27 protein-coding genes and 2 pseudogenes are annotated in these 24,650 nt (G+C 69.3%); 14 read left to right on the top strand and 15 right to left on the bottom strand.

Annotated elements, in window-relative coordinates; genetic code table 11:
* Positions 1–89: 89 nt before the first annotated feature.
* Positions 90–1,442, top strand: coding sequence for a chaplin family protein (locus FHG54_RS03580; protein ID WP_139416047.1), 1,353 nt, complete (start codon positions 90–92; stop codon positions 1,440–1,442).
* A gap of 309 nt (positions 1,443–1,751) precedes the next feature.
* Here FHG54_RS03580 and FHG54_RS16480 read toward each other — a convergent pair whose 3' ends face one another.
* Together FHG54_RS16480 and FHG54_RS03570 are read right to left on the bottom strand one after the other, a co-directional pair.
* Positions 1,752–2,762 (bottom strand): hypothetical protein, encoded by a 1,011-nt coding sequence (locus FHG54_RS16480; RefSeq protein ID WP_198169622.1) that lies wholly within the window; start codon positions 2,760–2,762, stop codon positions 1,752–1,754.
* A gap of 72 nt (positions 2,763–2,834) precedes the next feature.
* Positions 2,835–3,716, bottom strand: a complete 882-nt coding sequence (locus FHG54_RS03570) for an SDR family oxidoreductase (RefSeq protein ID WP_139416046.1) — start codon at positions 3,714–3,716, stop codon at positions 2,835–2,837.
* Between the two features lie 99 nt (positions 3,717–3,815).
* Between FHG54_RS03570 and FHG54_RS03565 the strand changes: the two genes are divergently transcribed.
* On the top strand, positions 3,816–4,424 hold the full coding sequence (locus FHG54_RS03565; RefSeq protein ID WP_139416045.1) for a TetR/AcrR family transcriptional regulator: 609 nt from the start codon (positions 3,816–3,818) through the stop codon (positions 4,422–4,424).
* Here the strand turns inward: FHG54_RS03565 and FHG54_RS03560 are convergent.
* Positions 4,414–4,851, bottom strand: a complete 438-nt coding sequence (locus FHG54_RS03560) for a TetR/AcrR family transcriptional regulator (RefSeq protein ID WP_233437863.1) — start codon at positions 4,849–4,851, stop codon at positions 4,414–4,416. The genes FHG54_RS03565 and FHG54_RS03560 overlap by 11 nt on opposite strands.
* Positions 4,852–4,962, bottom strand: a pseudogene (locus tag FHG54_RS17085) (TetR/AcrR family transcriptional regulator); the annotation flags it as partial. It lies immediately after the preceding gene.
* A 143-nt stretch (positions 4,963–5,105) separates the two neighbouring features.
* Here FHG54_RS17085 and FHG54_RS03555 point away from each other — a divergent pair.
* The 4 genes and pseudogenes from FHG54_RS03555 to FHG54_RS16660 all read left to right on the top strand — a co-directional run bounded on the left by FHG54_RS03555 (position 5,106) and on the right by FHG54_RS16660 (position 7,093).
* Positions 5,106–5,615: a hypothetical protein gene (locus FHG54_RS03555; RefSeq protein WP_139416043.1), complete on the top strand. Its 510-nt coding sequence runs from the start codon at positions 5,106–5,108 to the stop codon at positions 5,613–5,615.
* Positions 5,616–5,727: 112 nt separating this feature from the next.
* Positions 5,728–6,105 (top strand): DUF5655 domain-containing protein, encoded by a 378-nt coding sequence (locus tag FHG54_RS03550; RefSeq protein ID WP_139416042.1) that lies wholly within the window; start codon positions 5,728–5,730, stop codon positions 6,103–6,105.
* A 17-nt stretch (positions 6,106–6,122) separates the two neighbouring features.
* Positions 6,123–6,488: pseudogene (locus tag FHG54_RS17080) on the top strand (alpha/beta fold hydrolase); the annotation flags it as partial.
* A gap of 74 nt (positions 6,489–6,562) precedes the next feature.
* Positions 6,563–7,093 (top strand): hypothetical protein, encoded by a 531-nt coding sequence (locus FHG54_RS16660; RefSeq protein ID WP_233437862.1) that lies wholly within the window; start codon positions 6,563–6,565, stop codon positions 7,091–7,093.
* A 57-nt stretch (positions 7,094–7,150) separates the two neighbouring features.
* On the opposite strand, the gene yczR is transcribed toward FHG54_RS16660, so the two are convergent.
* On the bottom strand, positions 7,151–8,593 hold the full coding sequence (yczR, locus tag FHG54_RS03535; RefSeq protein WP_139416039.1) for a MocR-like transcription factor YczR: 1,443 nt from the start codon (positions 8,591–8,593) through the stop codon (positions 7,151–7,153).
* Between the two features lie 62 nt (positions 8,594–8,655).
* Between yczR and yczE the strand changes: the two genes are divergently transcribed.
* On the top strand, positions 8,656–9,393 hold the full coding sequence (yczE, locus tag FHG54_RS03530) for a membrane protein YczE (RefSeq protein WP_233437861.1): 738 nt from the start codon (positions 8,656–8,658) through the stop codon (positions 9,391–9,393).
* Here yczE and FHG54_RS03525 read toward each other — a convergent pair.
* A complete protein-coding gene (locus tag FHG54_RS03525) occupies positions 9,372–10,130 on the bottom strand; it encodes a MerR family transcriptional regulator (RefSeq protein ID WP_139416038.1) in 759 nt (252 codons plus the stop codon). The two genes, yczE and FHG54_RS03525, sit on opposite strands and share 22 nt — an antisense overlap.
* A 157-nt stretch (positions 10,131–10,287) precedes the next feature.
* On the opposite strand from FHG54_RS03525, the gene FHG54_RS03520 reads away from it, so the two are divergent.
* Both FHG54_RS03520 and FHG54_RS03515 read left to right on the top strand, forming a co-directional pair.
* A complete protein-coding gene (locus FHG54_RS03520) occupies positions 10,288–11,175 on the top strand; it encodes a DUF4097 family beta strand repeat-containing protein (RefSeq protein ID WP_139416037.1) in 888 nt (295 codons plus the stop codon).
* Entirely contained in the window at positions 11,172–11,828 is a 657-nt protein-coding gene (locus FHG54_RS03515) for a PadR family transcriptional regulator (protein WP_139416036.1), read from the top strand. Before FHG54_RS03520 ends, FHG54_RS03515 begins: the two co-directional genes overlap by 4 nt.
* A gap of 113 nt (positions 11,829–11,941) precedes the next feature.
* Here the strand turns inward: FHG54_RS03515 and FHG54_RS03510 are convergent, their stop codons facing one another.
* The gene (locus FHG54_RS03510) at positions 11,942–12,661 is read right to left on the bottom strand and encodes a copper resistance CopC family protein (RefSeq protein WP_168197085.1); all 720 of its coding nucleotides are present in this window, start codon (positions 12,659–12,661) and stop codon (positions 11,942–11,944) included.
* Between the two features lie 116 nt (positions 12,662–12,777).
* Complete coding sequence (locus tag FHG54_RS16655; protein WP_232333545.1) at positions 12,778–13,386, bottom strand: hypothetical protein; 609 nt, start codon at positions 13,384–13,386, stop codon at positions 12,778–12,780.
* Positions 13,387–13,488: 102 nt separating this feature from the next.
* Between FHG54_RS16655 and FHG54_RS03500 the strand changes: the two genes are divergently transcribed.
* The gene (locus FHG54_RS03500) at positions 13,489–15,594 is read left to right on the top strand and encodes an APC family permease (protein ID WP_233437860.1); all 2,106 of its coding nucleotides are present in this window, start codon (positions 13,489–13,491) and stop codon (positions 15,592–15,594) included.
* Between the two features lie 30 nt (positions 15,595–15,624).
* On the opposite strand, the gene FHG54_RS03495 is transcribed toward FHG54_RS03500, so the two are convergent.
* Genes FHG54_RS03495 through FHG54_RS03480 form a run of 4 tightly spaced genes read right to left on the bottom strand, consistent with a single transcriptional unit; the run spans position 15,625 to position 19,355 of the window.
* Positions 15,625–16,803 (bottom strand): NAD(P)-binding domain-containing protein, encoded by a 1,179-nt coding sequence (locus FHG54_RS03495; RefSeq protein ID WP_139416033.1) that lies wholly within the window; start codon positions 16,801–16,803, stop codon positions 15,625–15,627.
* A 53-nt stretch (positions 16,804–16,856) separates the two neighbouring features.
* The gene (locus FHG54_RS03490; RefSeq protein WP_139416032.1) at positions 16,857–17,534 is read right to left on the bottom strand and encodes a response regulator; all 678 of its coding nucleotides are present in this window, start codon (positions 17,532–17,534) and stop codon (positions 16,857–16,859) included.
* Positions 17,531–18,652 (bottom strand): sensor histidine kinase, encoded by a 1,122-nt coding sequence (locus tag FHG54_RS03485; RefSeq protein ID WP_139416031.1) that lies wholly within the window; start codon positions 18,650–18,652, stop codon positions 17,531–17,533. Before FHG54_RS03485 ends, FHG54_RS03490 begins: the two co-directional genes overlap by 4 nt.
* A gap of 4 nt (positions 18,653–18,656) precedes the next feature.
* Positions 18,657–19,355, bottom strand: coding sequence for a DUF2306 domain-containing protein (locus tag FHG54_RS03480; protein ID WP_210415466.1), 699 nt, complete (start codon positions 19,353–19,355; stop codon positions 18,657–18,659).
* 131 nt (positions 19,356–19,486) lie between these two features.
* On the opposite strand from FHG54_RS03480, the gene FHG54_RS03475 reads away from it, so the two are divergent.
* The gene (locus FHG54_RS03475) at positions 19,487–20,515 is read left to right on the top strand and encodes an NAD(P)-dependent alcohol dehydrogenase (RefSeq protein WP_210415465.1); all 1,029 of its coding nucleotides are present in this window, start codon (positions 19,487–19,489) and stop codon (positions 20,513–20,515) included.
* Positions 20,516–20,730: 215 nt separating this feature from the next.
* Positions 20,731–20,934 carry a DUF3073 domain-containing protein gene (locus FHG54_RS03470; RefSeq protein WP_139416030.1) on the top strand — a complete coding sequence of 68 codons (204 nt, stop codon included), beginning with the start codon at positions 20,731–20,733 and terminating at the stop codon, positions 20,932–20,934.
* Between the two features lie 124 nt (positions 20,935–21,058).
* On the opposite strand, the gene FHG54_RS03465 is transcribed toward FHG54_RS03470, so the two are convergent.
* Genes FHG54_RS03465 through purM form a run of 3 tightly spaced genes read right to left on the bottom strand, consistent with a single transcriptional unit; the run spans position 21,059 to position 23,382 of the window.
* Positions 21,059–21,460 carry a nuclear transport factor 2 family protein gene (locus FHG54_RS03465; protein WP_139416029.1) on the bottom strand — a complete coding sequence of 134 codons (402 nt, stop codon included), beginning with the start codon at positions 21,458–21,460 and terminating at the stop codon, positions 21,059–21,061.
* 46 nt (positions 21,461–21,506) lie between these two features.
* Complete coding sequence (locus FHG54_RS03460; RefSeq protein WP_139416028.1) at positions 21,507–22,268, bottom strand: LLM class flavin-dependent oxidoreductase; 762 nt, start codon at positions 22,266–22,268, stop codon at positions 21,507–21,509.
* Positions 22,269–22,278: 10 nt separating this feature from the next.
* Positions 22,279–23,382 carry a phosphoribosylformylglycinamidine cyclo-ligase gene (gene purM / locus FHG54_RS03455; RefSeq protein ID WP_139416027.1) on the bottom strand — a complete coding sequence of 368 codons (1,104 nt, stop codon included), beginning with the start codon at positions 23,380–23,382 and terminating at the stop codon, positions 22,279–22,281.
* Positions 23,383–23,490: 108 nt separating this feature from the next.
* Here purM and FHG54_RS03450 point away from each other — a divergent pair, with 108 nt between their 5' ends.
* Together FHG54_RS03450 and FHG54_RS03445 are read left to right on the top strand one after the other, a co-directional pair.
* Positions 23,491–24,075 (top strand): zinc-binding alcohol dehydrogenase, encoded by a 585-nt coding sequence (locus FHG54_RS03450; RefSeq protein WP_338025691.1) that lies wholly within the window; start codon positions 23,491–23,493, stop codon positions 24,073–24,075.
* Positions 24,076–24,115: 40 nt separating this feature from the next.
* Positions 24,116–24,547 carry a hotdog fold thioesterase gene (locus FHG54_RS03445; protein ID WP_139416025.1) on the top strand — a complete coding sequence of 144 codons (432 nt, stop codon included), beginning with the start codon at positions 24,116–24,118 and terminating at the stop codon, positions 24,545–24,547.
* The last annotated feature ends 103 nt before the right edge of the window (positions 24,548–24,650 follow it).

Raw genomic sequence — 24,650 nt, 5'->3', positions numbered from 1 at the left:
TCGCGTGCTGCACGCATCCGCGTGCCCGGCGGACACGGTCATCGCTCCCTGCCCGGGAGCGAACATCCCATCAGTCAGGAGACTTCATCATGAAGAAAGTACTGTCGAGGGCGCTGTACGCGACCCTCTTCACCGGGGGGCTCATGCTTCTCGGCGCCGGTGTCGCACACGCCTCGGAGACGAGCGGCGACGACGGCATCCTCTCGGGAACCCAACTCGGGATCTCGATCGACGTTCCGGTCACGATCAGCGGCAACGCGATCTCACTCATCGGGGATTCGTCGTCGTCGGATGCCACGACGGTCGTCGAGACCGGCGGCACCGAGCCGGTCGGCGATGGCGAGCCGGTCGCCGTCACCTCGGGTGACGACGGCATCGGTTCGGGTACGCAGGCACTCATCGACGTGTCGCTGCCGGTGACGGTCGGCGGCAACGCCGTCTCCGTCATCGGTGACAGCGCGTCGACGGATGCGACGACCGTGGTGCCTCCGGCCGCGCCGGTCGCGGCATCCGACCCCGTTCCGGCGACCACGAGCGGCGAGGACTCGATCCTCGGCGGCACGCAGGGCCTGATCGACGTGTCGGCCCCGGTGACGGTCAGCGGCAACGCGATCTCCGTCATCGGCGACTCGTCGACCGAAGGTGCGCAGACCTGGGTCGCCTCCGGCGGCTCGGGCGACACCGGCACCGAAGCGGTGACGAGTGGCGTGGACTCGATCCTCGGCGGCACCCAGCTGCTCGGGGATCTCGACCTGCCGGTCACGATCGCCGGCAACGCGATCTCGGGCATCGGCGACAGCACGTCGACGGATGCCACGACGATCGTCTCGACGGGAACCGGCAGCGGAGACGGCGTCGACGCGTCGACCTCGGGCGAGGACTCGATCCTCGGCGGCACCCAGGCCATCATCACCGGCAGCCTGCCGGTCACGATCGCCGGCAACGCGATCTCGGGCATCGGCGACAGCACGTCGACGGATGCCACGACGATCGTCTCGACGGGAACCGGGGGCGGTTCCGCAACGACGGATGGCACGGACGGGCTGCTCGGAGGAACACAGCTCATCCCGGTTCTGTCGCTGCCCATCACGATCGGCGGTAACGCGATCTCGGTGATCGGTGACAGCGAGACGGACGGATCGACGACCATCGTCGTTCCGACCGACCCGACCGACCCGACGGATCCCACGGACCCCACGGATCCCACGGACCCGACGGATCCCACGGATCCCACCGACCCGACCGACCCGACGAACCCGACGAACCCGGGCACGCCCGGTGACAGCGGATCCACGGTGGCGTCGGCCGGCGCGACCACCGTCGCGGCGTCTCCGATGCTCGCGTCGACGGGAGCGAACACCGCGGGCCTCGGCGTCGCGGCGTTCGCGCTGCTCGCAGGCCTGCTGCTCTTCGGCATCCGCCGGTTCGCACTGCGCCGTTGATCAGGTGAGCACCCGGCGCCGCCCTACCGGCGCCGGGTCGCCGCCTCGGCAGTGACGCACTGCCTCACATGCTCCGTGCCGCCGTATCGGGTCGGCGGCACGGCCGGTCGCGCCTGCGGCAGGTGCCGGGCCGCTCATCGGGTGAGCGACCCGACAGACCTCAGCTCGGTGCGACCACCCGGGGTGGCGGACGACGGGTATCGTCCGCCACCCCGTTCTCCCGTGGCGCGGCCCGACCGACGTGGCGAACGGTGAACTGAGCAGATCTCGGCGTCCATCACTTCCCAACCAACCCCTCGACTCAGCGGATCATGGCACGGGCGTGGATTGCCGTGGCGGTCTGGCCTGCACCGTTCGTCGCCGGTAGGAGTTGGCGGCGGCCGCGAGCGCGAGGCCGTATCCGCAGAAGGCGATCATTCCGACCCAGGTTGCCAGCAATGCGTCCTCGGGGGTGGGGAAGTCACCAGCCCGGATCGACACCACGTCGGTGGCGACGAGAGTTGCGTAGCCGAGCCCGATCGCCCCATAGGGCAGGAGCGTGGCGGCGCCGACCAGAGCTGGCGTGAGTGGCAACCATCGCGGGACCCGTCGGCCATTCAGGACCGGTGTCCAGCGCGGGAAGGTCAGCCCCCATGGGCGAACAAGGCCCCAGAGGAGGAAGATGCCGAGTCCGGCGAGCAGCACGGTGGGGTCCAGGCCCCAACGCTGCAGGATCAGCCACAGGCCGGAGGCACCGTTGCGCGCTGAGATGGCTTCCAGCTCGGCGCCGGTCACGCCGGCGAAGGAACCGCCGGCGGACCAGATCATCTTCATCGTGATGTAGGGCAGAAAGGACAGGGTGCCCACAATGGCAATGCCGTGCACCGATCCGTTCGCGGCCGCAGGCAGGTCGGTTCCGGCGGCCGTCGCCGGCTCGACCGCTCCGGTGCCGGCCCGATTCCCCTGTGCGGTGATCGCCAGCAAGACGGCGCCCACCGCGGCCAAAGCGTGCCCGAGCGCGGTCGGCCAGCTATCGACGGGTTGTCCCAACAACAGGCCGAGCACATCCATCAGCAGGCTGAAGGCCGACATCGCCGCGGCGCCCGCAAGTATCCAGAGCAGCACCCGCAGCATCGGCCGCGGCCCGAGGACCGTCGCGGCACCGGCGACCGGGACCGACACGGTGCCGAGCACCACCGCGATCCATCCCAGAACCCCGGGCGGCAGCAGGCCCTGGGACAGCAGCGCGGTGTCGGTACCGACACAGACCAGCCCGAAGCCGAGATAGCCAACCGCCCACACCGTGGTGGCAAGCCCGGGCCAGCGTCGACCGACGTTCATGACGGCGGAGTCCGCTCGCGGCGACCGTCGCGACGGATGCCGACCAACAGCCGAATGCTCGCGAGCATGCCGCTACCGACGGGCATTCTGGATCATCTCCGTCATCTTGCGGTCTCGCTCGGTCTCTGCAGGCATGGCTTCGAGCAGGGCGTTGCAGCGGGCATGAATGGGATCAGCCATCAGGCGATCGGGCTGACAGTAGAGCTGATCGTCGTGGATGGCATTCAGCACCATTGCGCCGACCACGTCGGGATCCTGACCCAGCTGTTCGAAGAGTGCCTCGAAACGCTCCAGTTTCTCCCTGTACTCCGGATCCATCGATTCAGTCGCGGTCTCTGAGGGGTCGAGCCCGCGGGTCGTCTCCGCGATCCGGGTGTTGACGAAGCCCGGACTCACCAGAGTGAGGCCGATCCCGTGCGGCTTCAGCAGGTTTGCGATCGCCTCGGAGAGACCGGTTACGGCGAACTTCGATGCGCAGTACATGAACTGGGCGCCGCCGATGACGGCGAGGCCGGAGCCCGAGGAGGTGTTGACGACATGTCCCGGCCCGCCCCGCTCGATCATGCGGGGCACGAAGGTCTGCATGCCATTCACGACACCGCCCAGGTTGATGCCCAGCGTGTGGTCCCAGTGCTGATAGCTCATCGCCTGGAGGTTCATGCCGCCCATCCCGCTGCCGACGCCGGCGTTGTTGCAGAGGACGCGGACCGGGCCGAGTTCCTGCTCGGTCCGGTCGGCGGCTGCCGCCATCGCGTCGCGGTCGCGGACGTCGAGCGTGAAGGTGATCACGTCGGTCGTTGCCCCCAGCTCGTGTTGCGCCTTACGCAGGTCGTCACCGTTCAGGTCGGCCAGGGCCAGCTTGGCTCCTTCGGCGGCAAAGGCGCGGGCCATGCCGAGGCCGATGCCACTGGCTCCGCCGGTGATGAACGCGGTGCTGTCAGAGACCGTCTGCATCAGTGTTCTCCTTTCGTCGAGGGTGATCGGCTTCTCCCGATCCACTATTACGCTACACACATGTAGCGTAATAGCAAGGAGGCATGCGAAGATGTCTGCATGACCGGCCGACCGCGCAGCACTGACGTCGATCGCCGATTGGAGAGTGCCGCGCTGATGCTGTTCGCCAGAGGTGGCCTGTCGGCCGTGAGCTTCGACGCGGTCGCACGTCAAGCGGGCGTCAGCCGCACCGCGATCTACCGCCGGTGGGACACGCGGGAGGCGCTCGTCGCCGCCTCGCTTCGCGCCTTTCGTGCCGCTGCGGAGTCGGGCCTGGAGGATTGGACCGACCGCACGCTGGACGCGATCCTCGACATCTTCGTCGACCGCGCTGCCGCCGCATTGGACGATGCGTTCGCCCGGAATCTGCTCCGTCACCTGGTAGCGCTCGGCCCTGACGGCGAGGCCATCACCCACACCTACCTCGCGGAGATGATCGTTCCCAGACGCGAGGCGTTCTCCGCAAAGATCCGAGAAGCCCAAGCTCGAGGCCAGATCGAACCCACCCGTGATCCCGATCTCATGCAGGATCTGCTCGCTGGTGCCCTGATCCAGCGGCTGCTGCTGTGGGGCGACCTCGCCTCCGGCACCGACCCGAGGGACTATGTTGAAGCGGTCCTCGAGGCGGTGGGATTCCCCCGACGCCCCGGAAGCCGCGCTAGGGAGTGAAGAGCCATCCAGAGATCGAGTCCAGCACTTCGGCGCGGCTGCGCGCGCCATGGTCGACGTCGATGAGGCGGTTGCCGATGGCGACCGAGAAGGCGATGAGGCAGCGGGCTTCGACCTCGCCTTCGTCGGTGCATGATTCGGCCAGCAGCGAGCGCAGGTAATCCATCCGCCGTTCGTCGACGCGGCGCAGACGGTCGGCGACCGGCCGCTCGTGGCGGGCCCAGTCGCGGACCGCGAGGTCGATCGTCAGCAGTTCATCGCTGAACGTGAGCGCGGCCGCGCGCCGCCCCTTGGTCATGGCGTCGCCGCCTTTTCGCTCCACACCCTCGATCACTTCGGCAGTGCTTCTGTGCTCCCAGACGTCGAGCATCTCCTCCAGCAACGCTGAACGGTCATCGAAGTGCCCGTAGAAGCCGCCCTTGCTCACACCGAGCCTCTTGGCCAGCGACTCGATCCGGACTGCGGCCGGCCCTCCCTGGGACAGGGCCCGCAGTCCCTCCTCGATCCAGCGGGCGCGAGGCGTCCGTACCACAGCCATGACCTGCCTCCGTTCGGACTCATCTATACGACACCGTACATTGTTGTGGTACCGTCCATTTATACGAAGCCGTATAGGAGTTGGGCGGCAGCACATCCCGAAGCCGTACGACTCCACTCGCCTATCGCAGATGAGGAGCACCGATGCCAGACACCTCCCGAACCCCTCACATGGCGCACGAGATCCAGGTCCCACCGGAGGTGCGTGCACTGAGCACGCTTTCCCGGATCGACTACCAGAACGCCGTTCTCGTCGACACCGACACACGGCCCGACTCAGCCTTGCAACGGACCGCCGAACAGTGGGCCCGGGCCGCTCTCGAGGACGCCCCGGCAGAGATCCGGCGCACACTCACCCAACAATGGACTGCACGATTCGGCCTTCAGCTCGAGCCGGCGCACTCCGACCGACATGTGCTCGGCTGGCCGATCAGGCGCAGCGCCCCCGACCATGCCCTGCTCGGCACAGCCTCCGACAACGGACTGCAGGCCGAACTACTCATCCAATGCCGGCCGGATGCACTGCTCTTCGCCAGCTTCATCCAGCACGACACCGACGACGCGCGAGCGCGATGGACCGAAGCCGAGCATCTGCACGCACCGGCAATGTGCCGACTCCTCGATGACGCGATCGGGCGAGCAACGCCAGCGTGAAACTGGCCCTCATCCGAACCCACTCCGCGCCGCACCCGGGTCCTGGCAACGTCAGTTGATCTTGCGGCGTCGGTGCGAATCCAGACGCTGGGCTGTGCCGTAGCGTGGAGTGATGGCTGAGGCGAGCTGGCACGAACTCACCGGCGATCTCGACGACGACGATCTCGCGATGATCACCGCGTTCCGTCGCTTCTGTCGCGGATTGCCCGACGTGGAGGAACGCGTCCACACATCCGAGGTCGCGTACGCCGGAGCGCGGGTGTTCGCGTCGGGCTACATCAAGAGCCACTACCTCGAACTCGGTATCGAGCTGCTGCGCGAGGTCACCGACCCGAAGCCTCGCACCTCGTTCGCCACTTCGAAACGGGTGACCATGCACCGGTACAGCCTGCGGCATCCCGAACAGTTCGACGACGCGATCCGAGCGCTCATTCGCGAAGCGTCTGAAACCGTCGGGCCGGGCACCCGCACCGGCGGCACCCCGAAGTGACGCTCCCCGGAGGACGAATGGCCGAACGGAACGAAGTGCACGGCATCGCGCAACGCCGCACCCGCATCGACGGGCATGTCACGTCGTACGGCGAGGGCCCGGCCAACGGACCGCCGCTCGTCGTGCTGCATGGTCAGGCCTCGCAATGGCGTGACTACGAGAAGGTGCTTCCGACGCTCGCCCGGACCCACCATGTCTATGCACCGGACATCTACGGGCACGGCGGGTCCGACCGCCTCGCGTCCGGCCTGTACACCAACGAGCACATCGGCCGGCTGCTGGCGGAGTTCATCGAAACGGTGGTCGGCGAGCCCGCGATCGTGTCCGGACATTCGTCGGGCGGCGTGCTCGCCGTGTGGATCGCCGCCAACCGCCCCGACCTCGTTCGCGGATTGCTCCTCGAGGATCCGCCGCTGTCTCCTCGATCCTGCCTCGTGCCGAGAAGACGTTCGGCGGGGTGCTGCCACGACTGGCCGCCGAGTACCTGCGCGAACGCCCCGACGGGGGTTTCCAGCGCTACTACATCGCGAACGGCGACTACTTCTCGTTCTTCGGGCGACTCGCCCCATGGCTCACGCGGTACTCGCTCAGGTGGATCGACAAGCATCCTGGTGAATCCCTGCGGATCGTCTTCCTCCCACCCCTCATCAACGTCTTCTTCGAAGGACTCATGGACTTCGACCCGGCATTCGGCGTCGCCTGGGACGACGGGACCTGGTACGACGGCTTCGATACCGCCGCGGCGCTGGCCGCGGTCGAAGCTCCGACGACGCTGATGCACACGACCTGGTGGTTCGACCACCACGACACGTACTACTCCGACGACGGCACCCTCATGGCCGCGATGGACGGGCAGGATGCGGCCCGAGCCGCAGAGCTGCTCGGATCGCCCCGGATCGTCACCGTCAGCTCGGGCCACCTCGTTCACTTCGAGCGGCCGAAGGCCTACCTCGAAGCCATGCACGAGTTGTCGTCGCGCGTCCGCTGACGCCGCGACGCGGGCGGTGTAGTCGACGCGAGCGAGCACGTCCCGTCAGACCCCGAATCACACCACTGACGCGAGCAGCTCCGGCTCGGGTTCGGCCACCGGGGAGTGCGCCAGCGACCGCCACGTGCGGGCGAGCGCCGCCACCGCGGCATCCGTCACCTCGGGTGGATAGCAGATCGGAAGCCGCAGGAACCGCTCGAACGCGCCATCGACGCCGAAGCGGGGGCCCGCTGCCACGATGAGGCCCTCGCGGCGTGCGCCGAGCGCAAGCTGCGAACTGACGGGCGAGCCGAGACCGACCCACGTCACGATGCCCCCGTCGATGTGCGGCACCTCCCACGACGGGAAGGCGCGCGCAAGGAGCGCTTCCAGCCGGCCGCGGCCCTCGCGCAGCTGCTCGCGGCGCAGCGCGAGGATTTCGTCCATGCGACCGAGGAGTCGCGCGACCATGAGCTGCTCGAGGATCGGCGTGCCGAGGTCGCCCGGGGCGCGCACGGCGAGCAGCCGTCTGATGAGCGGGCGCTCGGCACGGATCCACCCCACCCGGATGCCGCCCCACACCGTCTTGCCGACCGAGCCGATGAGCACCGCTCGGCCGTCGGCCGCCATCGGCGGGAAGCGGCCCGCCCGATCGATGTCGAGCTCGGCGGTGGTCTCGTCGGCGATCACGACCGTGCCCTGGCGAGCGGCCGCGTCGAGCACCTGCGCCCTCGACTCGCGGCTCATCGTGCGCCCGGTCGGATTCTGGAAGTCGGGCATGAGGTACGCAGCGACGGGATTCGAGTGTCGGATCGCCTGCACCAGCGCCGCCGTCTCTTCGCGTTCGTCGATGCCTGGGCCGTGCGGCGCGACCGGCACCGGAACGAGCCTGGCGCCCGCAGCGCGGAACGCCTCGTAGGCGTGCGGGTAGGTCGGCACCTCGATGAGGGCGCGGTCGCCGCGGCCGACGAGTGCGCGGGAGAGCAGCGCGATCGCGTGCTGCGCGCCGATGGTGACCATGATCTGGTCGGGCGAGGTCGGCAGGCCGCGGGCCGCGTAGCGGTCGGCGATCGCCGCGCGCAGCACCGGGGTGCCGATGGGGTCGTAGCCGGGATCAGCCAGGTACCCGGCGAGGTCGTCGGCCGCCAGGCGGGCGACATCGGGCAGCCAGGGGAGCGCGGGCGGCGACGCCTTCGAGAAGTCGATGTACTCGGTCTCGAGGGGAGCAGGGAGCATGGCTGGCGCCCCCGGCAGGCGAGCGACGCTGCCCGATCCGCGCACGCTGTGCAGCAGTCCCTGCTCGCGCAGGTGGCGATACGCCGCCGTCACGGTGGTGCGGCTGAGGCCGAGGCGCTCTGCGAGGTCGCGTTCGGCGGGAACTCTCGTGTCGACGGCGATGCGCCCGTCGACGATGAGCAGCCGGATGCGCTCGGCGAGCGCCTGGTACGCACTGCCGGCGCCGCCGCGCCAGTCGCCGAGCAGGTTCCCGAGCGCTCGGGCGTGCAGTGTGGAGTCCACCATGCGGGCCACTTTAGACGAATTGGTACTTTGCGAACAGGCCAATCATGGAATTGGATGGCATCATGCGCCGCTTGCCCCGCTTCCGCTCCGCCGACCCGGCGCCCGTGCTGGCACGCCGCTTCGTGCAGCTCTTCGTCGGCCTGTTCCTCTACGGCCTCGGCATCGCGCTCATCGTGCGCGGCGAACTCGGCGTCGCCCCGTGGGACGTGCTGACCCAGGGCATCGCGAAGCAGACCGGCCTCGGATTCGGCCTCATCACCGTCATCACGAGCGGTGTCGTGCTGCTGCTGTGGATCCCGATCCGCCAGCGCCTCGGTCTCGGCACCGTCATGAACGCGCTGCTCGTCGGCCCGGCCGCCGACGTCGGGCTCTGGCTCATCCCGGCCGGCCTCGACCTCTGGGTTCGTGCGCTGCTCCTGCCCGCGGGCATCATCGTGCTCGCCATCGCCACGGGCCTCTACATCGGGGCGCACTTCGGCCCCGGCCCGCGCGACGGCCTCATGACCGGCCTCCACCGCGTCACCGGCTGGAAGATCTGGATCGTGCGCACCGGCATCGAGCTCGTGGTGCTCGCGGTCGGCTGGATGCTCGGCGGCAATGTCGGCATCGGCACGGTCGCGTTCGCGCTCTTCATCGGCCCGCTGTGCGGATACACGATCCCGATGTTCGCGATCCGTCGCACCCCGGCCGCTCCGGCGCCACGTCGGAGGCAACGCATCGCGTCGGAGGCAACGGGTCCGTTGCCTCCGACCGAACCCGCTTCCTCCGACGCGCGCGGCTACAGCTCGCGCTCGGCGTAGGCCGTCATCGCGTCACGCACGAACTCGGCGCCCGCCCGGCCGCCGTAGTTCGCGCCGAAGCGCTCATCGGCCACGTACATCTCGGCGAGGCCGAGGAAGTACTCCTTCGTCGGTCCGCCGGCTCCGCCGCCCGGAGTGCCGGGCACGCCGCGGAGCCACTCGAACTGCCGCTGCGCGAGCGCCTGAGCCTCGTCGCCCTCGGGGTCGATGCCCCGCTCGGACGCCGAGATCCAGTCGCGACTCAGCTGCGTCACGCGCTGCTGCCACGCAGCCTTCTCGTCGGAGTTCAGCGAGCGCCACCATGCGTCGCTCTTCGCATACGCGTCTGCGCCCCACCGCTCTTCGACCTCCTCCTTGTACTGGGTGTGGTCGAATCCGTCGAACATGTTCTCTGCCATCAGTTGTTCACCTCCCTCCAATGCTCCGATGGTGCTGACGACCGACGCGATCTGTCGCGCCAGTCGCTCCTGCTCGCCCCGCAGCCACTCGAGGTGGCTGCGGAGCGCATGGGGCGCGCTCGCCTCTCGGCTCAGCACCTCGCCGATCGCGGAGAGGCCGAGGCCGAGCTCCCGCAGCAACAGGATGCGCTGCAGCCGCACGAGCGCGTCGTCGTCGTAGTGGCGATACCCGTTCGAGCCGATGCGCGTCGGCGCGAGCAGCCCGATGTCGTCGTAGTGACGCAGGGTGCGGCTCGTCGTGCCGGCGAGCTTCGCGATCTCCTGGATCGACCAGTCCACGGCGTACTCCTCTCGTGATCGGGAGCGTTCTGCCCCACTCATGCCACGGTAAAGGTTGACGCGGCGTCAATGTCAAGGCCGAACTTGCGCTCCGAGAGAACGCGATATATCGTGTCTTCCACGCACTCGCGATATATCGCGACAGAAGGAGGATCGCATGTCCATCGAGAAATGGGTCGTCAACCCCGGAGAGACTCGGATCATCGACCTCGAACTGGTCCGCAAGCTCAAGGTCGGCCTCATCGGCGGCAAGGTCGACGTGATCGCCCACGACGAGCCCGGCGCGCGCATCGAGGTCTCGAACGTCACCGGCAAAGACCTGAAGATCGAGATCGACGGCGACTCGCTCGACATCGACCACCCGCAACTGCGGTGGGACAACTTCATCGACGTCTTCAAGGGCTGGGCCGGCAACGCGAAGGCCGAGGTCTCCATCCTCGCGCCGCGCCACGTGGTCATGAAGCTCGGCATGGTCTCCGGCGACACCCTCGTCTCGGGGTTCGCGACCGATGCGAAGCTCTCGACCGTCTCGGGCGACCTCGTGCTCGACAATCACGAGGGCGACGTCGAACTCTCGACCGTCTCGGGCGAGGTCTCGGCCGGCAACCACACCGGCCGCATCACCGCGCACTCGGTGTCCGGCGATGTCGTCGCCACGGGCGACGTGCGCTCGTTCAACGCCGACACGGTCTCCGGCAACATGATCCTCGACGCGTTCGGCACGCCCGACCGGGTCGACACCAACACCGTCGCGGGCGACCTCACGGTGCGTTTCGACGCCGGGTCGGGCGCCCGCTACCGCATCAACACCGTCGGCGGCACGGTGCTCATCGACGACACGACCATCAAGGGCATGCTCGGCAAGGGCTTCGAGCGCGTCACCGGCGAACTCTCGGGCACCTGGCTCGACCTCGGCGCCAACAGCGTCTCGGGCTCCATCTCCGTCATCCGCCGCGAGCGCACGAGCGCTGCGGATGCCGCCGGCGCAAGCCACGGCGACACGACGGGCGGTTCGGGGCCGGCCGCCGACGAGGCATCCGCATGACCCCGCCGGTCTTCGCCCACGGCAGCCTGCGCCTCTACCTGCTCGCCCTGCTCGACGAGCAGCCGCGGCACGGCTACGAGTTGATCCAGGCTCTGTCCGATCGCTTCGGCGGCACGTACAGCCCGAGCGCCGGCACCATCTACCCCCGCCTCTCGAAGCTCGAGGAGGAGGGCCTCGTCTCGAAGACCGCCGACGGTCGCAAGACCGTCTACGAGATCACGGATGCCGGCCGCGCCGAACTCGAGGCCCGCCGCGACGAGCTCGACAGCATCGAAGACGAGGTCACCGACTCGGTACGCCGCCTCGCCGACGGGGTGCGGGCCGAGGTCAACGACGCGATGCGCTCGCTCCGCGCCGAGCTCGCGAGCGCCGCCCGTGAGGCCAAGCGCTCCTCGACGAAGATGCCGGCATCGGCAGCGAACTCGGCGAGCGGCACGAGCGGTTCGACGGCGTGGAGCGCCGACGCCCGCGCCGAGACGAGCCGCGCGGTGCACGAGGCCGACCTCGTGCTGAGCGAGTTCCGGCAGCAGCTGCGCACCGACCTGCGCACGAGGGCGAGCCGCGGGCGGGTCACCCCGGAGACGGTCACCCTGCTGCGCGCGCGTCTCGCGCAGGTGCGGGCCGATGTGCTCGCGACGATCGGCGACCACTAGCCCGACCCCTCGCGAGCCCCTGACCGGGCGGCGCCTCCCCCGGGGCGCCGCCCTTCATCGGTGGTGTCGGAAGGCAGACGAGCGCCGTCGACTCGTTGAGCTGATCCCCGCGGTCAGGCGTCGGTGCCGGGCGTACCGGTTCCCGAGCCGTCGCCGTCGCCCGAGCCCGCACCGGGGCCGGCGCTCTTGCGCTTCGCGTTCAAGATGACCGCGGCGATGAGGGCGATGATGCCGAGTCCGCCGACGATGAAGCCTGCGACGGCCCATCCGTCGGGGCCGCCCTGCGCGGCGGCGTCGGCCTCGTCGTGGTCGGCCTCGTCGTGGTCGCCCTCAGCGTGGTCGCCCGCAGCGTCGTCGTCGCCGGTCGCCGCGTCGTCGTGGGGCGGCTCCTCGGTCCAGACTCCGGTGGCGTCGGCCCCGACGCCGAAGTCGATCGTGCCCTCGATGGGGTGGCCGTCGCTCGAGACGGCGCGCCAGCGCACCTGGTACTCGCCTGCGAGGTCGGCCGGCAGGGCGGCGGTCACGCGCGGGCCCGCGACGACCGGGTCGCCCATGTCGATGTCGACGCCATGGTGGTCGACGACCTCGATGGCCGTGCCCACCTCGATGATGTCGTTCGAGAAGTCGAGGGCGACCTCGGTGGGAGCGGTGTCGAAGACCTCGCCCGGCTCGGGGCTCGACGCCACGAGCTCGTCATGCGCGAACGCGGTGGAGGCGCCGGCCAGGGTCAGGCCGGCGGCGACGGTGAGTGCCGCGGCGGCGAGCACCATGGCACGCAGGCGCGTCGCCCGGGCGCCGGCGCCGAGGGTGGTCACGGTGGTTGCTGAAGTCATGCGGTGGGTCATTGCGATGGGAGTCTCTCTCCTCGGTTCCGGGCCGCGACGGTGCACACGCGATGAACGCGGCCGCAGCGGCATCCGGAATGCTCTGGTTCCGCCGGTCGGCGGGATTACACGGAGGCGAGGAGGAACGGCGGGCCGCGTGAGCCCAGCGCAGTGAAGAGCAGCCGCGACCGGAGCGCCGGCACGGGCGCCGCAGCGGCACGCCGAACGTCAGGAAGGAGCTGCGCGAGCGGCGGCACGGGAGCGGTGAGCCGCAGCACGAAACGGCGCGCCACCGCGGTGACGGCACGCCATGCGGCCCGCTCGACGGCGAGCAGGTACACGATGGTCGCGGCTGCGGCGAGCGCATGGCCGAGGAGCATCGCGGTGTCGGCGTGTGCGTGGCCGACCGGAGCCGCACCACCGCCGCCGACGAACGCCACCGCCTCGTGATGCCCGCTGCCGCCGACGACGAACGAACCGGTCGCGGCGCCCGCCCCCACGCCGAAGAGCACGTGGAAGGCCCCTTGGCTCACGATCACCGCAAGCGACGTGCGCAGCGGCGTCGACCTTCGGCCCACGAAGACGACGGATGCCCCGAGCGCCACGATTCCCGCCATCGCCAGGCCGACTCCGCCGGGCGCCTCGCCGGCGGCGACGCCGTGCGAGAAGGCCGCGAGGAACAGGGCGACGACCGCGGTGGCCGAGCCACGCGCGAGCTGTGTCGCACGGTTCACAAGTGCCCCCGGGAGTCGAGTGGTCGAAGAATCGCCACAACTCTACAAGAGTGCCTCGATACCCACTTGACACCGGCTGCCGCGGGTGTAGTCTCGACCGCCGTGACGAATGAGGCGGGCACACCGCCGGGAGAATTGAAGTCGCCGAAGCACTGGATCATCGGCGACCCGCTGCCCACAGAGAAGCTCGAGGGCCAGCTCCTCCCGAAGCGCTTCGCGCTGCCGATCTTCGCGAGCGACCCGCTCTCGTCGGTCGCGTACGCCCCGCAGGAACTCGTGATGATCCTCATGGTCGGCGGACTCGCCTTCCTGAGCTTCGCGCCCTGGGTCGCGCTCGCGGTGGTCGTGCTGCTCGTGACGGTCGTCGCGAGCTACCGCCAGCTGATCCGGGCGTACCCCTCGGGCGGCGGAGACTACGAGGTCGCCCACCGAAACCTCGGCGAGAAGTCGGGCCTGGTCGTCGCATCGGCCCTGCTCGTCGACTACGTGATGACGGTCGTCGTCTCGGTCGCGTCAGGCGTCGACAACATCATCTCCGCGATCCCCGAGCTGAACCCGTTCCGGGTCGAACTCGCGATCGCCTTCGTCATCATCCTCGCGGCCATCAACCTGCGCGGCGTCTCGGAGTCGTCGAAGGCGTTCGCCGTGCCGACGTACCTCTTCATCGGCAGTGTCTTCGTGATGGTCGTCGTCGGCCTGACCCGCACGCTCCTCGGCGATCCGCCGGTCGCCGAGTCGGCGACCTTCGGCGTCGAGGCGGAGTCCCTCACGCAGGCGGGCATCATCCTGTTGCTGCTGCGTTCCTTCGCGAGCGGATGCTCCGCCCTCACGGGCGTGGAGGCGATCTCGAACGGGGTGCCGGCCTTCAAGCGCCCGAAGGTGAAGAACGCGCAGCACACGCTCGTGCTCATGGGCGGTATCGCGATCGTGCTCTTCGCCGGCCTCACGGCACTCGCCCTCATCTCGCAGGTGCATTACGCGGAGGACCCGTGTCACCTGATCGGCTGGTCCGAGTGCGCGACCGAGCCGCAGCGCAGCCTCATCGCGCAGGTCGCAGCCGCGACGTTCGGCGATGCGACCGTGTTCTTCTACGTGATCCAGGCGACGACGGCGCTCGTGCTGCTGCTCGCCGCGAACACCGCGTTCAACGGGTTCCCGCTGCTCGGTTCGGTGCTCGCCCGCGACGGCTACGCACCGAAGTCGCTGTCGACCCGCGGCGACCGCCTGATCTACTCGAACGGCGTCGTGATCCTCGCGCTCGCGGCATCCCTCATCCTGCTGATCTTCCAGGCGAACCTGACCGTGCTGATCCAGCTCTACATCATCGGCGTCTTCGTGTCGTTCACGCTCGGTCAGACGGGCATGGTTCGGCACTGGCTGCGAGAACTCTCCCGGCTGCGGCATCCGGCGAAGGGCGCACCGAAGCGCGCTGCTCGCGCCGCCGACCTCGACGGCGCCGCGCCGCTCACTCGCGGCGCGATCCTTCGTGCACTCGTGATCAATGCGATCGGTGCCGCGATGACCGCCGTCGTGCTCATCGTGGTGACGATCACGAAGTTCACGCACGGCGCGTGGATCGTGTTCCTGCTGATGCCGATCCTGTTCTTCCTGATGATGGGCGTGAACCGGTATTACCGCGACGTCGAGCGCGAGATCGCGGTCGACCCGATCACGACGTTCGGAGCGACCGGCGACCACGCGATCGTGCTGGTCGGCCGCATGCAGAAGCCCACGCTCAAGGCGCTCGACTATGCGATCGCGGCCCGTCACGATTCACTCGAGGCCGTTCACGTCTCGCTCGACGAAGAGCAGACGAAGCAGCTGAAGAAGGACTGGGTCAAGCAGAACATCCGCGTGAAGCTGCGCATCCTGCACTCCCCGTACCGCGATCTCAGCCACCCGCTCGTCACCTACATCAAGTCCCGGCGCGAAGAGCACGGCGCCGAGGTCGTGACCGTGTACATCCCGCAGTACGTCGTGGGGCACTGGTGGGAGAACATCCTTCACAACCACAAGGCCCGGCGCATCCGCCAGAAACTGCTGCTCGTGCACGGCGTCACCGTCGCCCTCGTGCCGTGGCTGCTCGACTCCTCCGACCTGCTCTACGGACGTCGCTCACGCCCGCTGCCGGGTCAGGACCGTCGCGGCGAGCCCGTGCGGCCGGTGCTGCGCCGCCCGCTCGTCGAGTCGAATCGGAAGCGGCGTTGACCGTTCTCCGCACATCCGCGAAGAGAGGGGTCAGATCATCGCCATGATCTGGCGGGCGATCATGCGACCGGCGCGGTTGGCGCCGATCGTCGACGCCTGCGGGCCGTAGCCCGCGAGGAAGATGCGCGGGTCGTTCCATGCGGCGCCCTGCCCCACCGTGATGCCGCCGGCCTTCTCGCGGAGCTTCAGCGGTGCGAGGTGACGCAGGTCGGGGCGGAACCCCGTCGCCCAGATGATGACGTCGGCACGGGCCATGCCCGATTCCTCACCCTCCCAGACGACACGGTCGGGCTCGATGCGATCGAACATGGGGCGCGCGACGAGCAGCCCTCGCTCGATGCCGGCGGCCATGCGACGGCTCTTCGACACGCCCGTTCCGCTCACGATCGACGGCAGTGCGCGACCCGAACGCGCGGCCTCGTCTTGCATGGCGACGGCGGCGGATGCCCCTTCGAGGTCGAGCTCCTGCTGGTCGAGCCAGTCGATCGGCCGACGTGAAACCCAGGTGAGCCCGGCGGCGACGTCTTCGAGTTCGAGCATGAAGCCGATCGCCGAGGTGCCGCCGCCGACCACGACGACGTGCTGGTCGCGGAAGTCTTCGGCATCGCTGAAGTCGGACGTGTGCACGTGACGCCCGGCGAAGTCGGCCATGCCCGGGTAGTACGGCACGAACGGCGAGCCCCAGGTGCCGGTCGCGTTGACGAGGAACTGCGTGCTGAGCTCGTGCTGCGGCGCGGCCGGCGTCACCGGTTGCTCGAAGGTCTTGCGCCGACGCCCGAAGAGGCCGCGAGCCGCCTTCTGCTCCTCGGGCGGCTGCGGGGCGAGGTCTTCGTAACGCACTTGCAGGTCGACGCCGTCGTTCACGACCTGCCGCACCTGCATGGGGCGCCGCACGCGCAGATCGAAGTGCTGCTCGAAGCGGCCGTAGTAGTCGGCGACGACCTCTTTCGCGGGCAGATCGCGGTCGGCGGTGTCGAAGCTCAGCCCGAGCTCCGACATGCCCGGCAGATCGTTCACGCGGTGCGCCGTGCCGAGCCGAAGCGACGACCAGCGGTGCTGCCAGGCACCTCCCGACCCGGGGGCGCGGTCGAGCATGACGAAGTCCTGATCGGCCACGAGCTCGAACCGACGCAGATAGAAGGCGACCGACAGACCGGCCTGCCCGGCGCCGATCACCACGACCTTCACACGCTCGGGGCTCGTCGTCATCACCTGACAATCTCAGCACGGTTTGCTGGGTGCTCGCAGTACTCCAGCCGAAGCTAGTCTCCATCGCCGGTAGGTCGTGCGCGCATCCACCCCGTCTGATGCGCCCAGATGGCGATCTCGACGCGGTTGCGGGCGCCGAGCTTGGTCATGAGGCTCGCGACGTGCGTCTTCACCGTGCTGAGGGTGATGTACAGCTCGCTCGCGATCTCGCTGTTGCTCAGCCCCAGCGCGACCTTCGCGAGCACCTGCTCCTCGCGCTCGGTGAGCGGGTCGACCGGCTGCGGCGGCGGCGCGGCGGGCGCGGCCCCGGCGAAGGCTTCGAGCAGCCGCACCGTGACATTGGGGGCGATCAGGGCATCCCCGCTCGCAGCAGCGCGGATCGCCTGGGCGAGCAGCTCCGAACCGGCATCCTTGAGCAGGAAGCCCTTGGCCCCCGCCCGCAGCGCTGCGAAGACGTACTCGTCGAGGTCGAAGGTCGTGATGATGACGATCGCCATCGGGTCGTCCACGCCCGGGCCGGCGAGCACGCGGGTCGCCTCGATGCCGTCGAGGCCGGGCATCCGGATGTCGAACAGGCAGACGTCGGGTCGCAGGCTTCGGGCCAGGGCGACCGCTTCATTGCCGTCGACGGCCTGACCCACGACCTCGATGTCGGGCTGCGCGCCAAGGAGCAGGCCCAGCCCAGTGCGCACGAGCTCCTGGTCGTCGGCGATGAGCACGCGGATGGTCACGGTTCCCATCCAACACGAGGAAGCTCCGCGATGACGGCCCATCCGCCGCCCGGTGCGGGGCCGGCCTGGCAGGTGCCGCCGAGCAGGGCGGCGCGTTCCATCATGCCGACGATGCCGAAGCCGGGCGTCGGCGACGCGGCCACATCTCCGTCGTTCGTCACGCTCAGCCGCACCCCGCCCTCGTCCGCCTCCACGAGCACGTCGACACGGGTGACCTGCCGCGCGTGACGAAGGGCGTTGGTCACGGACTCCTGCGCGAGACGGTAGACGGCGGCGGCCACGGGCGGCGGGATGCTGCCGTCGTCGCCTGCGACCTTCACGGTGACCGCCGCGCCGCCCGGCCTCGTTCCGGCGAGCTGCTCGATGCCGCCCAGCCCCGGGCTCGGCGCGAGTTCGGCCGTCTCGTCCTGGCGCAGCACCCGCACCATCGACCTCAGTTCGCTCAGGGTCTTGGCCGCCTCCGCCTCGATCACGCCGAGCGCGTCCTGCGCGGCGCGCGGATCCCGTGCCGCCACCGCAAGGCCCGCCTGGGCACGGATCGCGATGGCCGAGACGTGGTGGGCGACCGTGTCGTGCAGGTCACGGGCAAGGTGCTCGCGCTCCAGCATCCGGATGCGGTCGAGGCGGCGTTGCCGGGATCCCGCCCGGTAGCGGAACACGACACCGAGCAGCGCCACCGAGAGCAGCAGTGCGAACCCGCCGATCAGGTCGTCGAGGCCTCCACCCGGAACGAACGCGAAGCCGAGACTCGCGAGGAGGATGGCCGACCCGATCACCATGTCGCGACCTGCTCCCCAGCGGAACAGGGCGTAGACGATCACCATGACGAAGAGGCTCGTGTAGAGGATCGAGTCGGGCAGCAGTTGCAGCGGCGTCGTCACGGCCACGGCGATCACGAGCATGAGCAGCGGCCTCGTGCGACGCCACAACACCGTCGGAGTGATCACCAGCAGCACGAGCACCGAGACCACCGGATACGGAAGGTCTGATCTGACGACGCCCTCCACGACCGCGAGCGCGGCGACCAGCGCCAACAGCGCCCAGTCCCGCCACACTCGGCGCGGCGGCGGGGGCACGGCGCTCGGCGCGCCCCACACGGAACGTACGAGTCCGGTCACCACCTCATGATACGAGCGCACCACGGCCCGGCACCCCGCGCATCCGCCGGCTGAGCCGACGCCGGATGAGCAGCTCCGCCACGACGCTGTTGATCACGAAGCCCGCGGCAACGAGCCATGCCTCGCCGGATGCGTCGACCTCACCGACGACGAGCGTCCACAGCGCGAAGACGAGCGCTTGGGTCCCGCCGGAGACGGCGATCGCGTAGGCGCGCGTCATCCATGCTCCGTGCGCAGTGAAGTCGCGACGCGTGATCGCGATCACTGCCAGCACGAGGAAGACTGTCATCGCCACGCCGAAGGCGAGACGCACCAGCGCAAGAGCGAGCTCATCCGCGGGGCCCCCGAAGAAGACCGCGAGCCAGACGGCCGACAGTGCCGCGATGAATCCGGCGGGGATCAGGGCACGGCCGGCGGTACGGTGCCAACCGCGCGAAATTCGCAGTGCCGGAGAGAACTGGAATGCGCCGAGAAGGCAGTACATGCTCATCGCCACGATGTGCGCGACGATCGGCACCGATGAGGCCAAGAGCACCGCGCTTTCGGGGTCGGCGCTCACGTCCCTCAGGCGAAGCACGCCGCCGAGCACGGGGAGCGCACTGAGCAGCAGGAGGCCGGTGATCGCGAGCCATCCGCTCCTCGGCCGCCGCCGCTCTTCCGCCTTCGCGGCACTCGAGCGGGTGGCCTTCATCTGTTGCGACATGTCTCGATGCTCGCCTGATCGAGCGCCCCGGACATCGGCCTTCAGCACGGACTCAGACCCGTACTTTCGGCCGAGAAGATCCGGGCCGTTCTGCCGATGCCCAGCAACGCACCGCGAGCGAGCATCGAGTCATGACAACGAACCTCGCAACACCCCGCACAATGACCGCGGCCGTCTACCGTCGTTTCGGCGCTCCCGAGGAGGTTCACCTCGATCAACGCGCCATTCCCGCACCGAAGCCCGGCGAGGTGCTGATCCGGGTGCACGCGAGCACCGTGAGCATCGCCGACCACCGGGCCCGCGCTCGCGACATCCCGGCCGGCCTCGGGATGCTCGCCGCCGCCGGACTCGGCCTGTTCCGACCCAGCCGCCCCATCCTGGGCATGGATGCCGCGGGCGTGATCGAGGCCGTCGGTGCCGGCGTCACCGCCTTCGCTCCCGGCGACCGGGTCATCGCCATGATGAGTGGTGATTTCGGAGCCCACGCCGAGTACGTGTGCGTGCGCGCTGACGGCGCCATCACGCGCGCTCCCACCACCATGACCTTCGAGGAAGCGGTCACCCTGGTGTTCGGCGGCATCACCGCCGAGGGCTTCTTCAGGAAGGTCGCGATCGGGCCGGGCACCACCGTGGTCGTCAACGGAGCATCAGGGGCCGTCGGCACTGCGGCCGTCCAGCTCGCGAAGCACCGCGGCGCCCACGTCACCGCGGTGACAAGCGGCAAGAACACCGAATTGGTCACCTCGCTCGGCGCCGACCGGGTCATCGATTACACGCGGCAGGACTTCACAGCGGGAGACGACACGTACGACGTGATCGTCGACTGCGTCGGCAACGCCCCCTTCGGCCGGGTCGAGGCATCCATCAACCCGGGCGGAGCGCTCCTGCTCGTCATCTGCGATCTGCGGTCGATGCTTCGCAGCCGCGGACAGAGCCGCCGCTCGGGAAAGCTCGTCACCTGGGATGTCGGCAAGCCCGGCGCTGACGAGCTCGCGCACATCGTGAGCCTCGCGGAGTCCGGTCGCTACCGACCCGTCATCGACCGCGCCTACGACCTCACCGACATCGTCGACGCGCACCGCTACGTCGACACCGGGCGCAAACGCGGCAACGTCGTGCTGCGCGTCACTCGCACCGAACCGGACATCACCCGACCCTGAACAGACTGAACGACATCAGGACCATCCCGAGGCGACCGCCGCACCCGCGCGCTGCGGATGGGTTGTCGACGACACCGCGACTCCGGCATGCCTGTGGAGGACGCCGAATCGTGTCGGAGGCGGTGCTAAACTGGAGGTTGGACGAATTCATTTATCAGATGAGCGCCGGGTGACGACCAAATCCCACCCGGCCAGATGTCGTAAGGGGGTCACGCATGGGGCGCGGCCGTCAGAAAGCCAAGCACACCAAGGTCGCTCGGGAACTGAAGTACTTCAGCCCGAACACCGACTACAACGCGCTTGAGCGCGAGCTCACCAGCTCGCCGCATGACGATTACAGCGAAGAGGCGTCGAAATGGGCGGAGTATTCCGCCGATGACGACGACACCTACGTCTCCGGTGACGAACAGCGCGCCTGAGCGCATTCCCCTTCGCACCCGACTCGCTTCCGCTCGACCCGGGCAACACGCGTTCCGGTGTGCGGTTCGCACTGCAGCAACCGGGTAGCTGCTCAGCTGCAGCCGGCGCGTCATGCGATGACGGTCAGAGGCCCGGGTTGTGCACCGGCCGGTCGGAGCGCCACGGCTTCCGCCAGTCCGGGGCATCCCACCCGTCCGCCACGTAGATGCGCTCGAGCGAGATCCTGTCGCCGCGGAACTCGTGAATGCTGACGCCGTACATGCCCGCGCCACCGTCGTAGCTCGCGGTCAGCTCCACCACCGCGAGGTCGTCGCGCACGGTCACCCGGAGAATCGTGAACGCGACCCCGGCCGGGTACCGACTCCGCCATGCGGTGAACGCCTCGCGGCCCTCGTAACGCTCCCCGGACTGCGGAAACTCGAGGACTGCGTCGTCGTGGTAGAGCGCCTCGGCGTGCTCGACATCGCCGCCGGGTGTCTCGAACATCAGGCGAAGCTTGTCGCGGATGACCGCATCGTCGGCCATGCCTGCACCCTACGCCGATGACCGGAACAGGTCGAGTGACCCATCGTCACGCTGAACGGCCGAGCCATCCCGCCGTGTCGTCGACGAATCGTTCGAGTTCTGCGAGCGATCCGTCGGGAGTGATCGCGCGCAGCACGATCTCGTCGACCGCTCCGTCGTAGGCCGCGAGCTCGTCGGCGCTCGAGACCGTCGCGTCGATCGCGCGGGTGCCGAGCCGGGCGAAGTTCGCCGCGTACGCCGGCACGGCGTCGTACCGCGCGGCCTCGTGCTCGAGCGCCGGGCGTGCGGCCGTTTCGACGATGGTGCGCACATAGAGGATGCCGCGGACCGGACGGTCGCCGGCGACATCGCGCAGTTCGTGCACCGCGGATGCGGCCGCTTCGGGCGTCAGCCAGTTGAAGAGTGCACCGTCGGCCCGCTCAGCGGCGAGCCGGCGCATGCGCGGCCCGAGTGCGCCGACGATCACCTCGGCCTCGGTCGCTGCGCGGAGCGCGGTGATGCCGTCGCCGACGAGCGCCAGCGATCGCCGCGCCCGGCCCGAGCCGATGCCGACCGACAGTCGCTTCGCGGGGGCCGCCGCGAGGTCGAGTGATTCGACGGGGCGCCGGTCGAGCGGGATCACACCCGTCGCGAGCCGCAGCGTCGATGTCTCAGCCGCCGCGACACGGAGTCCCGCGAGCGAGTCGCCGCCGGGCACGTCGTTGAGCCACAGCGCGTGGAACCCGAGCCGTTCGATGCGCGGCGCGAGCGCCGCCACGATCGACGCATCGGTCGTGCCGATGAGCCCGATCGAGACCGGCGTGCGCACAGCCGGCCGATCAGCTCGCGTACGAGCCGACGAGGCGCACGGCGCCGCCGTCGACGCCCTTGGCGCCCTGCTCGAAGCCGGCGAGGTCCCGATCGCCGATGGTCACGGTGCCCGCCTGCCACGACGGGAGTCCGAGTGCATCGAGCGCCGAGATGACGGATGCCGCGGCATCCGCTCGCACGACGGCGAAGAAGCCGATGCCGAGGTTCCAGGTGCCCTCGGTGGACTCGAGCGTGGTGCCGGCGAGGTCGCTGAGCACGCGGAACACCGGGGCGGGCGACCACGTCGCACGGTCGAGCTCGACCCACGAACCGAGCGGCAGCACCCGGGCGAGGTTGGCGGCGATGCCGCCGCCGGTGACGTGCGAGAGCGAGTGCACGGCGTCGCCGTGGGGGCCGGCGAGCAACTCGACGAGCTGGCCCGAGTAGAGGCGCGTGGGCTCGAGCAGGGCCTCACCCCAAGTGGCGCCGAGTTCATCCGACCGATCGACGAAGTCGATCTCGGCCTGTCGAAGAATGCTGCGCACGAGCGAGAACCCGTTGGAATGCAGTCCGCTCGAAGCGATCGCGATGACCGCATCGCCCGTCTCGACCTTCTCGGCCCCGAGCAGGCGGTCGGCCTCGACGATGCCCGTCGCGGCGCCTGCGACGTCGTAGTCGTCGACGCCCATGAGGCCGGGGTGCTCGGCGGTCTCACCGCCGACGAGGGCGGTGCCGGTCTCGGCGCAGGCGCGCGCGATGCCCGTGACGATCGAGGCGATGCGCTCGGGCACGACCTTGCCGCACGCGATGTAGTCGGTCATGAAGAGCGGCTTCGCGCCGACGACGACGATGTCGTCGACGACCATGCCGACGAGGTCTTGACCGATCGTGTCGTGCTTGTCGAGCGCCTGCGCGATCGCGATCTTCGTGCCGACCCCGTCGGTCGAGGTCGCGAGCAGCGGCCGCGTGTAGTCCTTCGCGAACGAGAGATCGAAGAGCCCGGCGAATCCGCCGACGCCGCCGAGCACATCGGGCCCATGAGTCGCGGAGACCGACGCCTTCATGAGTTCGACGGCGAGGTCACCCGCCTGCGTGTCGACTCCGGCAGCGGCATAGGACGAGTTCGAGGTCACCCGTCAAGAGTACCCGCGCCGCACCTCCGCCCCCGCGCGGCGAACCGTGCCGCTGCAGGGAGGGAGCGCTAAAATACAGCCATGCAGCCGGGAGGCACACCATCGTGGGTGATCCGTGAGAATGCGAGTCGCCCGGTTCTGCTCGCTCTCTACCTGCGTGAAGTGCTGGCGATCGCCTCCCCGGTCGAACTGCCGCGCCTGCGCGATGTCGGCGCCGTCGGCGAGCGGCTCGAGATGGACCGGCACGACCAGCTCGAGCAGCAGTGGCGCACCTGGTGGGCGATGACCGTCGAGCCCGAGACGCATCCGTCGGCCGTGCCCCTCGAGCTCGTTCACGCCTTCGAGACCGAGGTCGCGCTGCCGACCTCGGGCTCCGAGGTGCTCGCCGCCGCGATCGTGGGGCATGCGGAGGCCGCGCGGGCCTGGGCCGACTGGGCGCACGAGGGCTACCGCGGTGCGTCGGCCGCCCGCCGTGGTGACTCGTACCGCGCCTACGCCGGCACGATCGCCGAACACGAACGCGAGGTCGGCCGGCGCGCGCATTCCTTCGAGCTCAACGTCGAGGTGCTGCCGCTCGCCGAGTCCGGCGTCTGGTGGATCGGCGAACTGACCGTCGCGGTCACCGATTCACTGCGAGCGGATGCCTCGGCGTTCGACGATGCCATGCACCCGATCATCGCCGAGCTCGCCTGAGCCCCGCTGCATCCGCTGCCCGCATGCCAGACTCGACGGCATGAGCATCTGGTTCGGCGAACCCTCACTCGAGTGGGCGAACGCGCGCGACGAGACCATGATCCGCGCCATCGGCATCGAGATCACCGAGACCACCGACGATTCGCTCAAGGGGCGCATGCCCGTCGACCACCGCACGCGCCAGCCCGGCGGGGTACTGCACGGCGGAGCATCCGTCGCCCTCGCGGAAACGCTCGCGAGCTGGGGCGCGACCCTCACGGTCGACCCCGCGAAGTTCTACTGCGTCGGTATGGAGATCAACGCGAACCACGTGCGGCCGGTCGCAGAAGGGTGGGTCTACGGCGAGGCGACGCCCCTGACCCGAGGACGCACCACCCAGGTGTGGGAGATCAGGATCACGGATGCCGCGGGCCGGCTCGTGTGCATCTCACGGTGCACCATGGCCGTGCTCGCGAAGCCGTCGGAATACTGATCCGGCGGCGCAGGTGCTCAGCTGAGCAGCAGCGTTCGCCCAGACGGCTCACACGCGCGCGTATGTGAGAATTGATGGGTCCTGCTCGGACACTTCCCCCACC

This window comes from Agromyces laixinhei (genome assembly GCF_006337065.1).
In the GTDB taxonomy this organism is placed as follows: domain Bacteria; phylum Actinomycetota; class Actinomycetes; order Actinomycetales; family Microbacteriaceae; genus Agromyces; species Agromyces laixinhei.
This window is presented reverse-complemented; position numbering and strand designations above follow the sequence as displayed.